The sequence below is a fragment of the Anaerococcus sp. Marseille-P3915 genome, from assembly GCF_900258475.1.
Lineage (GTDB): Bacteria > Bacillota > Clostridia > Tissierellales > Peptoniphilaceae > Anaerococcus > Anaerococcus kampingae.
In genome coordinates this window covers 1,433,755-1,449,034 of record NZ_LT984887.1, presented here as the reverse complement: position 1 = coordinate 1,449,034, position 15,280 = coordinate 1,433,755, and the positions used below count along the sequence as shown (strand labels likewise).

Here is a 15,280-nt window from a genome sequence, read left to right as displayed (position 1 = left end):
TTACCATAATTCTACAAAGGAGTAATAATGCAGACTAAGATAATATTGGGACTTGCCCTAGCAGTAAGCCTAATCTCACCACTTGCTATAAGTAAGGCAAGCGAAATAGGCACCTTAGATCCAGCACTAAGTGACGAAGCTAAGCAAACAAGCCCAGACCTAATCCCAGCAAATGAAATAGACACAACAAGTACAAGCCTATCCACTGGCCAAAGTCTTGGCATCACAACCAACATGCCAAGCGCAGAAGAAGTAAAGGCCTATTGGAGAAACTATGAGACAAGATCTACTTCAAAGGTTAAATTTGCAGGCATAAACCTAACCCAACCTAGCTATGACTTAAATGCTAGGCAAATCTATAGCCAGATACCAAATCCAAGAGCAAACCAATTGGGAAGCTTGACAGATGAGGTTATAGAAGATACCCTACATTTTATAAACACCTATAGGTTCATGGTAGGTCTTCCGGAGGTATTTGAAAATAAGCAAATGTCTACCCTTGCCCAGTCAGCAACACTAGTTTCCAACCTAAATTCAGCCATTAACCACTACCCACCAACACCAGCAGGCTATAGCGGAAATGAAGATATCATTTTAGCAGGCAAGGAAGGGGCCAAGACCTCAAACTTAGGTAGAGGTTACGATTCCCCATATAGTGCCATCATGGCTTATATGGATGATGGAAGTCCAAATAATTATAAAAGTGTAGGCCACAGAAGATGGCTTTTAAATCCTTATGCAGTACAAATGGGCATAGGTCACATAGGCAAATTCAACGCAACAACTGTCATAGATGAAGCTAATACTAGATTTAGAAATAAAGACGTAATAGCCTACCCTGCAACAAATACCCTAGTTGAACTAGTAAAGCCAAGCTCACCATTTTCAATCCAAATAGGAAAGCTACTAGACATAGATGAGCTAAACACAAGTGTGAAAGTAGAAAATTTAAAAACTGGAGAGGTCAAGACCTACACACCAGCTAATGGCCTTTATATATCAAAACAAAACTACGGCTATGGTAGTGCCCTAATCTTTGGTCACGAGCTTAAAAAACAAACTAACGCATCCTATAGGATAAGCGTAAGTGGCATAAGTGATGCAGGCTTAGCCTACCCGATAGAATACACAGTCAACTTTATAAAAGCAAGTGACCCAGTAAACTACGAAAACCTAGATAGGCTCCTAGAAAAAGCTAAGACCTTCAAAAGAAAAGCAGAAGAATCAAGCGATTTTTTAGCCAATAGCATATTCGGTCAGATAAATCACTTAAAAGAAATTAGAAACAATGATAATTATGATCAAGACTATGTAGATGCTCGTGTAAAAGAGCTAGAAACAGACTTAGAAGCCTATAATAAAAGGAAAAATACAAAATACGCCAACTCCGTCAGAGCCCTAAGACAAGCTTTTGAAAATAACAAAAGAATAGTAGCCTACGCAGAAAACTACATGGCCCATAATTACATGCCAAAAGCCAGAAAAGATAAGCTCACCAAATTAATCTCCAGACAAAAAGTAATACTCGCCAAAATTGAAAAAGTAATCATAAAATTAGAAGCAAATCTATAAATCTAAGCCCGTATCTATGCAATAGATGGCTTACTGACTCATTTAAAAGAGATAAACTCATAAAATTAATAGCCAAACAAAAAGAAATCAACAAAAAGGTAGAAAAATATATCCAAACCCTAAGGGCAGAGCTTTATAAGCAAGCGAAAGCCTAAACTCCTTTATAAAGAAAAGTCAGCCTAGCTGGCTTTTTCTTGTGGGCCAAATAATATTTTAAATACATTTCCACCTATAAAACTAGATTGAATTACTATGCTAAAAATGATATAGTCATACTAAGAAAGTTAAAGGGGCAAATTATGACAGGGTCTTTAGAAAAAACACATTACTTAAGAGAAAATTTCAACTTTTTTATCCTAAACGCAATGGATGATTGGGTCAGGATAATAGATGACAGGGGCGAGGTAGCCTTTGTTAATGACGCCCTTATTGATGCTCTAGATAAGAGCGAGACCTTAAAGACCTACCTAGATGATAATATCGACCTATTACTTAGCAATAGCAACGAAGTGGTCAAAACCACAACCATGATTGAAGAAAAGTTAATCGATGGCAAGTATTATTCCATAAAGACATCCCCAATCTTCTATGATGGGGACTTTGCTGGCACAATCGAAGTCTACAGGGATATCACAAGTGAATCCATCCTTAAAATAGACCTCTACAATGCCAACAAGGACATGATAGATGACTTGAGATTTGTAAGAAGAATCCAAGCATCTATTCTCCCTAAAAATAAAACCTATGGCAAGCTTAAAATATCAGGCATCTACAATCCTTCTGAAAAGGTCTCAGGCGATATATACGACTTAATCAAGATTGACGAAAATAGGTCAGCATTTTATATAGCAGATGTCATGGGCCATGGGGTCAAGGCATCGATAATGACAATGTTTTTAAAAGTGTCTATGTCCGCCATCTTTGACAAGCACCCAGACTATAGCCCTAGCCAAGTCTTTCTCAACCTCAGGAAGAAATTTACCAAATTAGAGATAGACTCCAGCCAATATTTCACAGCCTGGCTTGGCATCTTTGATTTTAGGGACAATAGCCTAGTCTTTGCCAATGCTGGCCACAATTGTCCACCCCTTATCTATAGGCAAAGCGAGAAAATAGCTGATTATCTCCTTGTAAGTGGCAGGATGATATCAAATATAATAGAGGCTGATAAATACAAAGAAAAAACCCTAAAACTAGAAGAAAATGACAAGATATTATTCTTCACAGATGGAACAATAGAAGCGAAAAATGAAAATGGCAAGGAATATGGCCTAGAAAGGCTCAGAGAAGAATTTTCCAAAAAGGGCGACATACAAGCCCTCTATCAAAATATAAGAGACTTCAATTGGCAGCAAATGGCAGATGACCTAACCCTTGCCCTCATAGAATATGGAGGAAATGATGAAAATTAACCAATATATAGACCACACCAACCTAAAGGCAGATGCGACCTTTGACCAAATTAAAAAACTAGTAGACGAAGCAGTAGAGAATGACTTCTACTCAGTTTGCGTCAACTCATCCTATGTCAAATTTATAAGAGATTATAACAAAGACATCAAAATTGCAGCAGTAGTAGGCTTTCCACTAGGAGCCATGACCAAAGATGCAAAAGTCTTTGAGGCAAAAGAAGCCATCAGAGATGGGGCAAGTGAGATAGACATGGTAATCAATATTGGCAGGCTAAAATCAGAAGATTATTTCTATGTAGAAGATGAAATCAGAGCCATCAAAGAAGCTATAGGAGAAAATATTCTCAAGGTAATCATAGAAACCTGTCTACTAACAGAAGATGAAAAAATCAAAGCTTGCAAGCTAGCCCTAAATGCAGGAGCAGACTTCGTCAAAACCTCCACAGGATTTTCAACAGGAGGAGCGACTGTAGCTGAAATCAAGCTAATGAGAGAAGCAGTAGAAGGCAAGATCAAAGTAAAGGCAAGCGGCGGCATCCACACCAGAGAAGAAGCCCTAGCCCTAATCGAAGCAGGAGCAGACAGGATAGGCGCAAGCAAGTCAATAGACATCTGCAAGGAGTAAAAATGGCAAACGAAATAATGATGCAATCCTTTGAATGGGATACAAATGGAGATGGATCCTTTTATAAAAACCTAAGCAAATCAGCCAAAGACCTCAAAAAGGCAGGAATAGACGCCCTTTGGCTTCCACCAATGTGCAAGGGAGGTGGAGACATGGACGTAGGCTACGGCATCTACGACCTCTGGGACTTGGGCGAATTTGACCAAAAAGGCACCATCAGAACTAAATACGGCACAAAAGATGAACTAATCAAGGCCATCGAAGACCTCCACGCGGCAGGAATCAAATCCTACGCAGATGTAGTCCTAAACCACAAAGGCAATGCAGACTTCAAGGAAAACTTCAAGGCGGTCATGGTAGATCAAAACAATAGAGAAGAAGACGTCTCAGGAGAAATGGAAATAGAAGCCTGGACAGGCTTTGACTTCAAAGGCAGAAAAGGCAAATACTCAGACATGGTATGGCACTACTACCACTTCACAGGAGTCGACTACGATGCCAAAACCGAAACATCAGCCATCTACAGAATCCTAGGTGATGGCAAATATTGGGACGAAGATGTATCCAAAGAAAAAGGCAACTTCGACTACCTCATGAACTGCGACATAGACCACACCCACCCAGAAGTAAGAGAAGAAATATTTAAATGGGTCGACTGGTTCACAGAAGAAACCAAGGTCGATGGCTTCAGATACGACGCCCTCAAACACATATCAGGCGACTTCATCTATGACCTATCCAAATATGTAATTCAAAAAAAGGGCGCAGACAAGTTCTACCTCTTTGGAGAATTTTGGCAATATGACACAGGAGCCATCGAATCCTACCTAGACAATTCAGACTACAGGATCGACCTCTTTGACGTACCCCTTCACTTCCATATGAACGAAGCCAGCAAATCCATGGGCAACTACGACATGAGAAAAATCTTCGACAACACCATAGTCAAAGACTTCCCAGCCCAGGCAGTAACCTTCGTCGACAACCACGACAGCCAACCAGGCCAATCCCTAGACTCATGGGTAGAAGAGTGGTTCAAAGAAATAGCCTACGCCCTAATCCTATTCAGAAAAGACGGCTACCCATGCCTCTTTGCAGGAGACTACTACGGCCTAATAGGAGAGCATAAAACAGAACCATTAAAAGACATGCTCGATAATATGATGCAAGTAAGGAAAAACTACAACTACGGCGAACAAGACGACTACTTCGACCATCCATCAGTAATTGGATGGGTAAGAAGAGGAGATGAAAGCCATAAGCCACTAGCAGTCCTAGTCTCAATCAAAGACATGGCAGAAAAGCAAATGTTCGTAGGTGAAGAGGAAGCAGGCGCCACCTACACCGACCTATCAGGCAAAAACGAAGACATAACCATAGATGAAAACGGAAACGGAGTATTCACAGTTGGACCAGGCACAGTAACCTACTGGGTCAACAAAGACACAATATGAAATATTACGCAGTAAAAAAAGGCAGAAATCCTGGGATCTACACATCCTGGGATTCTTGTTTAAAAGAAGTAAAAGGCTACCCAAACGCCTCCTACAAGTCCTTCAAGACTAAAGAAGAGGCCCAAGCCTTTATGTCAAATGAGAAAAAAGAAATAAAAATAGACCAAGACACAGTCATAGCCTACGTAGACGGGTCATTCAACCTCAAAGAAAAAACCTACGGAGCAGGAGTAGTCCTAATCAAAGACGATAAAGAAGAAACTTTCAACAAAGCCTACCAAGACAATTACTACATCCACAGAAACGTAGCAGGAGAAGTAAAAGCGGCAGAACTAGCCATAGAAAAAGCCCTAGAAAAATCCTACAAAAAAATCATAATCCACCACGACTACCAAGGCATAGCCAGCTGGGCAGAAGGAGAATGGAAAGCAAACAACACCCTAACCCAGTCCTACCAAGCATTCATAAGAGAAGCCAGAGAAAAAATACAAATAGGCTTTGTAAAAGTAAAAGGCCACTCAAACGACAAATACAACGACTTAGCAGATGAATTAGCCAAAAAAGCAATATTCTAAGAACGATATGCCTCTATATTCAAAGGCTATACAAACCGATCATCGATGTACCCACAAAACCCTCGACATAAAGAATCATGAGATTTCTCACAAAGTTCGAAATGGGATGGGTGCTTGTCATTTACTTTTTATTCGAGGATATGTGATTTATATCTATATAAGAAATCATTTATGAATTTATACATACTGTAGGAAAAAACATTCCCACCTCGACAGAGCGTAAGCGACGAGAGGTCTCATCAGTAGAGTATGTAATGAGATTTGTATCTACACCGGTCCATCTAGGCACTAAATTAATAAATTAAGGATAAACCAATCACGACATACCATTATATTCGAAGGCTTGTGAAAATAAACCTGTACTTGGTTCATAATAAATAGTAACATTAAAGCATTTCTAATAGACTTGTCCTCTCCGAGCCACATAAACATGCCTTGATTTGGCATGTTTATGCCGAATAATAGTGCGGTAGCACGGAGAGCTTCGAAGAAGCGGTATTCGGACGGGCTTGCCACGAAAGTCGAAGCAAGGTAGGAGTGGGAAGTTTTATAAGCTTCCTTCATTACCCCTTGTCTCGAGCGCGGTCGAGAGACCTATTACGAAAACTCAAATTCTAAGCCAGACTAAGAGCGACAATTTACTATATTCGAAGGCTATATAAACCAATCACCGATGTAAATACAGAACCTTTTATAAACCTGATAATGAGATTTCTCGTTACACTCGAAATGGAAGGAGGGGTGCTTTCATTTACTTTTTATTCGAGGATATGTGATTTATATCTATATAAGAAATCATTTATGAATTTATACATACTGTAGGAAAAAACATTCCCACCTCGACATAGCGTAAGCGACGAGAGGTCTCATGGTTCTTTCTATATAGGGATTAAACTACATCGGGCCATGTAAGTACTGAATTAAGCAGAAACAAATCACCGATGTAAATACAGAACTCTCAATAAAGAGAACCATGAGATTTCTCGCTCTGGCTCGAAATGGAAGGGGAGTCGGTTTCTGACTTTATTAAGATTCCTTATTATAATATTTCCTTTAAATAATTATAAGTAACTAACGAAAAACTACGGACTCACAATATCCCCACCTCGACAGAGCGTAGCGACGAGAGGTCTCATCAGTAGAGTATGTAATGAGATTTGTATCTACACCGGGCCATCTAGGCACTAAATTAATAAATTAAAGATAAACCAAGCACAACATGCCACTATATTCGAAGGCTAGGAAAACAACCCAAGTACGACAATTCACTATATCCAAAGGCTCATTAAATCCAAATCGCAACCTATTCATATCAACTCCTCCAATAATTCATCCCAAATTTGGGTATCTATATTATATACACAAAAAGGAGAAATTTATGAAATGGAAAGGTAGACGACAAAGTGGAAATATAAATAATGCTGGCCGAGGCGGTGGGCGTGGTGGTATGGCCCTAGGTGGGGGAGGAATAATCCTTGCCCTTGTCATATTTTTAATCACAGGCGACCCATTCACAGCCCTAGAGTCTACAACAAAGACAGCCCCACAGACCCAGCAAGAAGAATACGTCATGACCCAGGCGGAAAAAGACCTCTACGAATACTCAGCCGTAGTCTTAGCCGATACAGAAGATGCCTGGAGCGAAATCCTCGGCAAGGAAGGAATCAACTACACACCAGCCAAGATGGATATATTCAAAGATGCCATCAACACCGGTTGTGGCTTTGCCCAAGCAGGCACCGGCCCCTTTTATTGCTCAGTAGACAATAAAGTCTACATGGACTTGTCCTTCTTCAATAATCTGGTCAATGATTTTGGAGCCAAAAATGGAGATTTTATAGTATCCTACGTTATAAGCCACGAAATCGGCCACCATGTCCAAAATGTCACAGGCATCATGGACCAATACCAAAAGCTCATGCAAAAGCTACCAGAAAAAGAAAGAAACGCCCTCACAGTACGCCTAGAGCTCCAGGCAGACTACCTGGCAGGAGTAGTAGCCAGATACCAACACGACAAAGGCTACCTAGACGACGGCGACATAGACGAGGCCATATCCACAGCCTGGGTCATAGGAGATGACGCCATCCAGAAAAAAGGCCAGGGCTACGTAGTCCCAGAATCCTACACCCACGGCACAAGCGAGCAAAGAGTAAGATGGTACCAAAAAGGCTTCCAAGCAGGCGACCTATCAGAATGGGACACCTTCAACCTAGACCCAAGCCAATTATAAATCAAGAGACCTGCGGGTCTCTTTTTTTAGCGACTTTTGCAAAAAAGATATGAATAATTCATAAATTATCGCGAAAAGGATATGAATAATTCAAAAATATCTGCAAAAACAATAGGAATAATAACGAAATTCTTGCAAAAACCATAGGAATAATATATTATTATACTAGGAGGACAAAATGAAAAGAGAAATAATAGAAAAACTCCTAAACTGGAAAGAAAAGAGTACTCGAAAACCTCTTATTTTAACAGGTCTTAGGCAGTGCGGCAAAACATATATATTAAAGAAATTTGGAGAAGAATACTTCAAAAATTTTGTCTATATAAACCTAGAAAGAGATCCTCACATATCTGAAATATTTTCCTTTAACTATGACACCAAGAGGATAATAAGAGACATAGCGAATATGCTAGTAATTCCTGAAATAATACCAGAAGAAACACTCCTAGTAATAGATGAAATACAATTCAATCCCAAAGCTATAACAGCTTTGAAATATTTTTATGAAGACATGCCAGACCTAGCAGTAGTAGGGGCTGGATCCTTGCTTGGCGTATCAATTAGGGCAGAAGGAGCGTCATTTCCAGTAGGCAAGGTAGACATGTTAGAAATGTACCCTATGAGCTTCAAGGAGTTTCTCTGGGCCAATAATCAAACAAGCCTAATAGACTCCTTAAAATCCTATGACCTATCAGCACCACTTCCAACCTACATCTTAGATGAATTAAATAGGCAATATACTAATTATCTCCTAGTAGGAGGCATGCCAGAAGCGGTAAAATCACGGAAAAACAATGAGAATCTCCTAGAAGTCAATCAAATCCAAGATAATATATTAAGAGGCTATGAAAATGACTTCTCAAGACATAGCCCAAAAAGCGAGCTAGTAAATATAGAGCTCATATGGAGGTCAATCCCTGAGCAACTTGCCCAAGAAAACAATAAATTCGTATTTTCCAGAGTTAAAAAATCAGCCAGAGCCAAAGACCTAGAAAAATCCATAGGCTGGCTCATAGATGCAGGCTTAATATACTTAGTGCCCAAAATAGAAAATCCACAAATCCCCCTCTCAGTCTACAGCGATTCTTCCTACTATAAGATATATCTAGCAGACGTAGGACTCCTATCAAGAAAGGCCAACTTCACACTCAGATCATTAGTAGAAAAATCCGAAGAAACAGGTGGCTTTAGAGGCTCATTAACAGAAAATTATGTAAATAATGAATTGATAAATAGATCCTACAAAACATACTTCTGGAAATCTGAAAATTCAGCAGAACTAGACTTCTTAATTGAAGATGATGGGAAAGTAATACCAATAGAAGTCAAATCAAATATAAACACCAAAGCCAAATCTTATCAAGTATTCACAAAAAGATATAAAAATGAACTAGGCTTCAAATATTCCCAAAACAATATAGGCCTAAACATGGTAAATCAAACAAAAACCTATAGCCTACCCCTAGGTCTAGTATTTTTATTAAAGACATATTTAAACAAAGAAACAGTCAAATAAAACAAAGGAAAATTGGGTATAAATAAAGCAAGAACAAATATATAAAGGAAGGTAATCATGACAGAAAAAATATTAAGTCTCTTAGGCGACTTTTTAAAAGACAACAACATCATAGACCTAGACCTAGGTCAAATTGCAAAAAACCTACCCCTAGATCAAATCATGGACATGATAAATGGTAAGGACGAATACGTAGTCAAAAGGTCAGGCAATCTTGAAAAATACGACCCAGACAAAATCGCAAGATCCATCAAAAACGCCGCAGACCAGTCAGGCATGCAACTAAACACATCAGACCTAGCAATGATCCTAAAAGATATAGGAAAAAAGCTCCTAGCAGGCAATGAACACCTAGACAACCAAAGAGTCCATAGGACAAGCGACATCAAAGACATAGTCCTACAAGTCCTAGCAGAAGAAGGCTTCAGCAAAATCAGAGACTCATTCGACACCTACACCCAAAACCAAAACTAATGCTCATCAAAATCATAGCAGTAGGCAAAATAAAAGAGAAATTCTACCAGGACGCCCTAGCCGAATACCTCAAAAGAATGAAAGCCTACAACAAAGTAGAAATAGTAGAAGTTCCGGACGAAAAAGCCCCTGAAAACCTATCAGAAAAGGAAATAAACCAAATCAAAAACAAAGAAGGCGAAAAAATTCTAGCCAAAATCAAAGAAGACTCCTACGTCATCACCCTAGAAATACAAGGCAAAGCCCTAGACAGCATAGCCTTCGCCAAACTAATACAAAAAGAAAAAATCCAAGGAGCCGGCAGAGACCTAGTCCTAGTAATAGGAGGATCAAACGGCCTAGGAGAAAACATCCTAAAAAGATCCAACAACAGAATCTCCTTCGGCAAAATGACCTACCCACACCAACTAATGAGGGTGATATTAATGGAACAGATATATAGGGCCCATAGGATAATAAGTGGGGAACCATATCATAAATAAGCCCGTCCGGCTCGGAGAGGACCCGTGCGGAGCACTCGAGCGAAAGCGAGATAGCTTAAGGGGATTTATCCCCTTAAGAATCCCAATTTTTATTACTTTATAATTAATATTATATTTTTATTTACTATTTTTCTTCGTTATTTTATCACATAATAAATTGTTGTCATCAAGCTGATGACTTCGGCTAAAGGAGGGGCGAAGGGGGCGGCCGATGCCCCCTCATGCCCCTCCTTAAACCTCCCCATTTCACCCCCTCCCGGCTCCTAAGGCGGAGTGCGGAAAGTGAAGATTGCCTAACGGCAATCCTCTCTATGTAGACAGAACCCTTCGTAAAAGCTATCCCTATCCTAACTGATTTTGACATTCCGATGCCTAAAAATCTCAATCTAGCCCAAATGTTTCTTTTACATTCACTTTACATCTCAGCACTTACATAATATTAATTTGTACTCGTGCGTCAGGAGATTTTCTTAACGGCATCTACATTTACAAAATCTTCCGACCTTGGGAGAGTTGTTCTGTATTCTGAGAGAATATTAACGTCTAATTAGGACTAAGGCTCGTTTGCTCTCGCAAACATTGCAATAAGAGGAACTAGGAAAAAAATCACTAAGACTTACATAAATAAAATCGTAAATTATTTTAAATCAAGGAAGCGTTAAGAAAATTTTGTTGAACGAAACGAAGTGAAGTGAATCTAAATTTTTAGCTGACGAGATTTGAAATAATAGATTTTGGACCAGGATGAATAGCAGTCAGGTCTAATAAAGAAGATTGCCATAGGCAATCTTTAGTTTGCCCTCTGCAAGAGTCGCTTGTGGGGTGTAACGTAGAGGGGGTGTAAGGGGGAGGGCGATGAGGACCCATGCGAAAGGGTCCTTGGACCTCCCCCTTATTACGAAGATTCAATAGTAAATAGAAATTAATTACTAAATGATTAAGTTACGAAGAAAAATAGCAAATGATATTGTATCACTAAGAAAAAATAAGAAAGAAAAATACCAAATTATTTAGTTACGAAGAGCAAAAGTAAATAAAAATATTTCATTATGTTTTAAATAAAAAAATCATCTTAAATTATTGTAAATTAAGGAAACCATCTTGCAATTCCAAATAAAATTAGTATATTAATAGAAATTATCAAACAACAAAATATAAGGAATTCCTATTGTAGAAATTCCCCAAAATCCTATTGTAGAAATTCAACATCAATTGTGTGGTCCTACAAAATTCCATAATTAAGCATTAAGCTTGCAAAAGTGAGTAATAAAGCCAATATATGGAATTCCTATTGTAGAAACTCCCACCTTCCCTCCCTTTCTTCGAGCGGAGCGTAGCGGAGTCGAGAAGTCTAATCTCATTCAACATGGTTGAATTATGAAGATAATTTGTCGTTATATTTAGGAAAATTTTAGATATATTGATAAAATAATCAAATGTGTTGACAATATGGAGAATGTGTTGTAAGATAATAATTGTAAAGTGAGTACTAAAAAATTGTACAAAAGTTTAAACGAAATTTAAAGGAGAACAAAATTATGAAATTAAACAAATTAGCAGCAGGTGCTCTTGCACTAGCTCTAGGTCTTGGTGCAGTAGCACCAGCAGTAGCAGCTGAATCAAAATATGGTACAAAACTAGTAGAAGTAAATTACAGCGAAAAATTATCAGAAGCTCAAGAATACTACACAAAAAGAGAAGATGCTAGAAAGAAATTAGCTGAAGCAAAAGCTAGATATGAAGCAGCTAAAAAAGCTGAAAAAGAAGCTGAATCAAAATGGAAAAACCTTCCAGCAGATTCAAAAGATGGTGGTGCTGGTGATTCAAAATCAATACAAGCTGCTATTGAAACACAAAAAGGAGTAGTAAATCCATTAGTTGAAAAATTAGAAAAAGCTATGAAAGCTGATCCAAGAGTAGACTCTGATGTTGAAGCAGCTAAAGCAGCTCTTAAACCAGAAATGGATAAACTTGACAAATTAAAAACTCAACTTGGTGAACAACTTAAAAAAGAAAAAGAAAATGCACCAAAACTTGATCAAAATAAGTTAGCTCCAAAAGCTCAAGCTCTAGTTGACCTTACAAAAGCACAAGAAGAAACAAAATTAGCTTACGCTGCATATGGTGACGCAATTGATAATGAAGTTGCCCTAAGCAAAAAATTTGATAGCACTATGGTAGATTTACAAACTGCTGCAAGACTTGCAGGCGATGTTGTATCTATTGAAGGATCAAAAATAGTTGTTAAAGAAGCTAAAAAAGAAGAATCAAAAGACAGAGCAGCTCTAGTTAAAGAACTTCAAGCAGCTAAAACAAGAGCAGAAGTAGCTATCTCATCTGCAGAATTCCTACTAAAACAAGCTCCAAAATCAGTTGCTAAGGTTAAAGACGTTCTTGAAAAACAAATCAAAGACGCTAAAGCTACAATCGAAAAAGCTAACAAAGCACTTGGTGTTAAATCAGCTTTCATAGCTACAGCTTACGCTGATGAAGCTTCTGACGCTGATCTTGAAGCTCTTACAAAAGAACTAAACAAGAACGCTGAAGACATCGAAAACACAATCAAAGAAAACGAAAAAGCTCAACCAGAAGTTAAAGAAGAAAACAAAAAAGAAGACAAAAAAGAAGACAAAAAAGAAGACAAAAAAGCTAACATGCCATCTAAAAAAGCTGGCTCAAACGCTAAAACAGGTATCGCTGGAGTAGCTGGCGTAGCTGGAATCCTTGCAGCAGCATCAGTTGCTTATGCAGCAAGCAAAAGAGACTAATTATCGATTAGAATCTTAAGAGGCGGTCAATAAAGAGTGCACTCTTAGACCGAATCTAAAAAATAAAATACCCGGGTACTCACTTCAAAAAACCTTCCATTAAATTGGAAGGTTTTTTTATGAGAAAATAAGAAGCTAAACATAAATTAACTAATTATAAACATTGAATTGACCCCTAATTTGAGGTATATTAAGAGTAACCATGAAGTTAATCAAGAAGCATGGAATTACCAAAAAAGGACGAGCCCGCACGCTCGTCCTTTTTGTGCTAGTTATCATCTTTATTAATTTTACTATCTAGCCACTTGCTCAAATAGTCACCACTTCTCAATTAGCCGGAGGGGCTTGTCTTTAGCTATGACAGCAATAATGATGTCAAGTAAAATACGCATGATTTCACCTCCTCCCATGCTAACGGGAAAGCTTTGAAAAAGCCATATTCGTACGTGCTTGCCACTTAGCTCGAAGCAAGGGAAGAAGTGGGAAGCTTTTTAAGCTTCCTTCATTGTCTTTTGTCTCGAGTAACCCATCCCTTGTCTCGAGCGAAGTCGAGAGACCTATTACGTAAACTCAAATCACAGCACAAAATCAAGAGCGATATGCCTATACATTCGAAGCCTATTATGTACCTGTTACAAAACATCCATTATTATTTCAAACTAAATCCCGATATAAATCTTCCCAACCAGGGTTCATCTTGCTTATTAGCTTATCTTTCTTAGCTCTGCTCCATTTACCAACCTGAGCTTCTCGCCCACGAGCATCAGTTATATCTTCATAGTATTCATAATAAACTAATTTTGTAGTATCATATGTATCAGAAAAACTGCCTGGTATGAGATGATACTTATGCTCGTAAGCTCTTCTTATAATATCATCAGTAGATCCTTTGTATATAGTAGTATTAGATTCACAAGCCATTATATAAAAAAAACCAGCCATAAAAACTCCTTAATTGTATTCTAGTATATTTATGCCCTGATTTAGGGCGTTTAATCATAATGATTTTGAAAATTAATTTGTGCTCCGTGCATAGTAAATGACAACAACTAACAATTCTTTTAGGCTTCTCCACGTTGGTCGAAGCAAGGGAAACGGTATCTTTATTGAGCAATCTTTCTCGCTTCGCTGCGAACCACTCTTCTACGCATCAAGCCTACCATCCATTCCTTTCAGGAATGGGGTTAGGCATAGACGTGGTGCTCCTCAGCTACGGCATCAAGCTTTCCATCAAATTACTTCGTAATTTGGGACAAGCATAGATAAGCGCCGGAGGCGTGCCCCTTGTCTCGAGCGAAGCCGAGAGACCTATTACGCAAACTCAAATTCCAGGAAAGCCTAAGCACGATATGTCACTATATTCGAAGGCTCTTGAAAATAAACCCGTGCTCTGTGCGTAGTAAATAATAACGCCATATCAGTACTAATAGACTTCTCCACGTTGGTCGAAGCAAGGGAAAGGGTAGCTTTCTTACAAAAAGCTTCAATCTCAAGACAGCCTAAGCACGACATGCCTCTATATTCGAAGGTTCATTTTTATATCTCTCTGTTTCTACCTCACACCCCACACCTTTCTCAATTTCTTTATTATAATGCTATTTCTATTTCTCACTGTTTTTGGGCTTAGGCCTAGGATTTGGCCTATTTCTTCATATTCCATTTTTTCAAAATATCTTAGCCTTATTATTTCCCTGTCTTTGTTATTTAGCCTTTTTAGGCTGTTTTTTAATTTGAGGTATTTTTCTGCTTCTTCAATTTCAGCTCCTATGTCGATGTCGCTTTCTATCAGATCTCCAATTATGCCGGCTTCGGTGGGTGTTTCTAGGGAGATTTCTAGTGGATTTCTGCATTTGTTCCAAAAGTGGTAGTTGAGCTTGTGTTTTAGGTAATTGCCGAAGCTTCCTGCTTCGATTTTGTAATCTAGTATTGCCTCGATTGTCAGCATCCTTGCTTCATCGATTGCCTCTTCTCTTTCAAAGGCTGGGAATCGTCTTATAGTTGCAAGTATTAATGGCATATAATCATCTATTATTCTTTGTGCATTTTCTAAATTTATCATTTTTTCACTTCTTTCATTTAAGATCAAAGTCTACCAGCCTGGCTGGTAAAGGCGCCTTTTGACCTTGTCAATGTCTATCTTAATACAAATTAGTGAAAATGTTTAATTGC

General features: G+C 38.5%; 12 protein-coding genes. 10 read left to right on the top strand and 2 right to left on the bottom strand.

The window, feature by feature from the left end; all coding sequences use genetic code 11:
• Nucleotides 1–27 precede the first annotated feature (27 nt).
• The 10 genes from C8269_RS07040 (at nucleotide 28) to C8269_RS06990 (ending at nucleotide 13,111) form a co-directional block, all read left to right on the top strand.
• Nucleotides 28–1,572: a CAP domain-containing protein gene (locus C8269_RS07040; protein WP_106461002.1), complete on the top strand. Its 1,545-nt coding sequence runs from the start codon at nucleotides 28–30 to the stop codon at nucleotides 1,570–1,572.
• Between the two features lie 299 nt (nucleotides 1,573–1,871).
• Nucleotides 1,872–2,984, top strand: a complete 1,113-nt coding sequence (locus C8269_RS07035) for a PP2C family protein-serine/threonine phosphatase (protein WP_106461001.1) — start codon at nucleotides 1,872–1,874, stop codon at nucleotides 2,982–2,984.
• The gene (gene deoC, locus C8269_RS07030; RefSeq protein ID WP_106461000.1) at nucleotides 2,974–3,609 is read left to right on the top strand and encodes a deoxyribose-phosphate aldolase; all 636 of its coding nucleotides are present in this window, start codon (nucleotides 2,974–2,976) and stop codon (nucleotides 3,607–3,609) included. Before C8269_RS07035 ends, deoC begins: the two co-directional genes overlap by 11 nt.
• Nucleotides 3,610–3,611: 2 nt before the next feature.
• On the top strand, nucleotides 3,612–5,063 hold the full coding sequence (locus tag C8269_RS07025) for an alpha-amylase (RefSeq protein ID WP_106460999.1): 1,452 nt from the start codon (nucleotides 3,612–3,614) through the stop codon (nucleotides 5,061–5,063).
• Nucleotides 5,060–5,638 (top strand): ribonuclease H1 domain-containing protein, encoded by a 579-nt coding sequence (locus C8269_RS07020; protein WP_106460998.1) that lies wholly within the window; start codon nucleotides 5,060–5,062, stop codon nucleotides 5,636–5,638. Before C8269_RS07025 ends, C8269_RS07020 begins: the two co-directional genes overlap by 4 nt.
• Nucleotides 5,639–7,016: 1,378 nt before the next feature.
• Entirely contained in the window at nucleotides 7,017–7,871 is an 855-nt protein-coding gene (gene ypfJ / locus C8269_RS07010) for a KPN_02809 family neutral zinc metallopeptidase (RefSeq protein WP_106460996.1), read from the top strand.
• Nucleotides 7,872–8,049: 178 nt separating this feature from the next.
• The gene (locus C8269_RS07005) at nucleotides 8,050–9,387 is read left to right on the top strand and encodes an ATP-binding protein (protein WP_106460995.1); all 1,338 of its coding nucleotides are present in this window, start codon (nucleotides 8,050–8,052) and stop codon (nucleotides 9,385–9,387) included.
• Nucleotides 9,388–9,444: 57 nt separating this feature from the next.
• The gene (locus C8269_RS07000) at nucleotides 9,445–9,861 is read left to right on the top strand and encodes an ATP cone domain-containing protein (RefSeq protein WP_106460994.1); all 417 of its coding nucleotides are present in this window, start codon (nucleotides 9,445–9,447) and stop codon (nucleotides 9,859–9,861) included.
• Nucleotides 9,861–10,343: a 23S rRNA (pseudouridine(1915)-N(3))-methyltransferase RlmH gene (rlmH, locus tag C8269_RS06995; RefSeq protein WP_106460993.1), complete on the top strand. Its 483-nt coding sequence runs from the start codon at nucleotides 9,861–9,863 to the stop codon at nucleotides 10,341–10,343. The genes C8269_RS07000 and rlmH overlap by 1 nt, the downstream gene beginning before the upstream one ends.
• A gap of 1,538 nt (nucleotides 10,344–11,881) precedes the next feature.
• Nucleotides 11,882–13,111, top strand: coding sequence for a hypothetical protein (locus tag C8269_RS06990; protein ID WP_106460992.1), 1,230 nt, complete (start codon nucleotides 11,882–11,884; stop codon nucleotides 13,109–13,111).
• 654 nt (nucleotides 13,112–13,765) lie between these two features.
• Here the strand turns inward: C8269_RS06990 and C8269_RS06985 are convergent.
• On the bottom strand, nucleotides 13,766–14,053 hold the full coding sequence (locus tag C8269_RS06985) for a GIY-YIG nuclease family protein (protein ID WP_106460991.1): 288 nt from the start codon (nucleotides 14,051–14,053) through the stop codon (nucleotides 13,766–13,768).
• Between the two features lie 610 nt (nucleotides 14,054–14,663).
• On the bottom strand, nucleotides 14,664–15,170 hold the full coding sequence (locus C8269_RS06980; RefSeq protein ID WP_106460990.1) for an RNA polymerase sigma factor: 507 nt from the start codon (nucleotides 15,168–15,170) through the stop codon (nucleotides 14,664–14,666).
• Nucleotides 15,171–15,280: the final 110 nt, after the last annotated feature.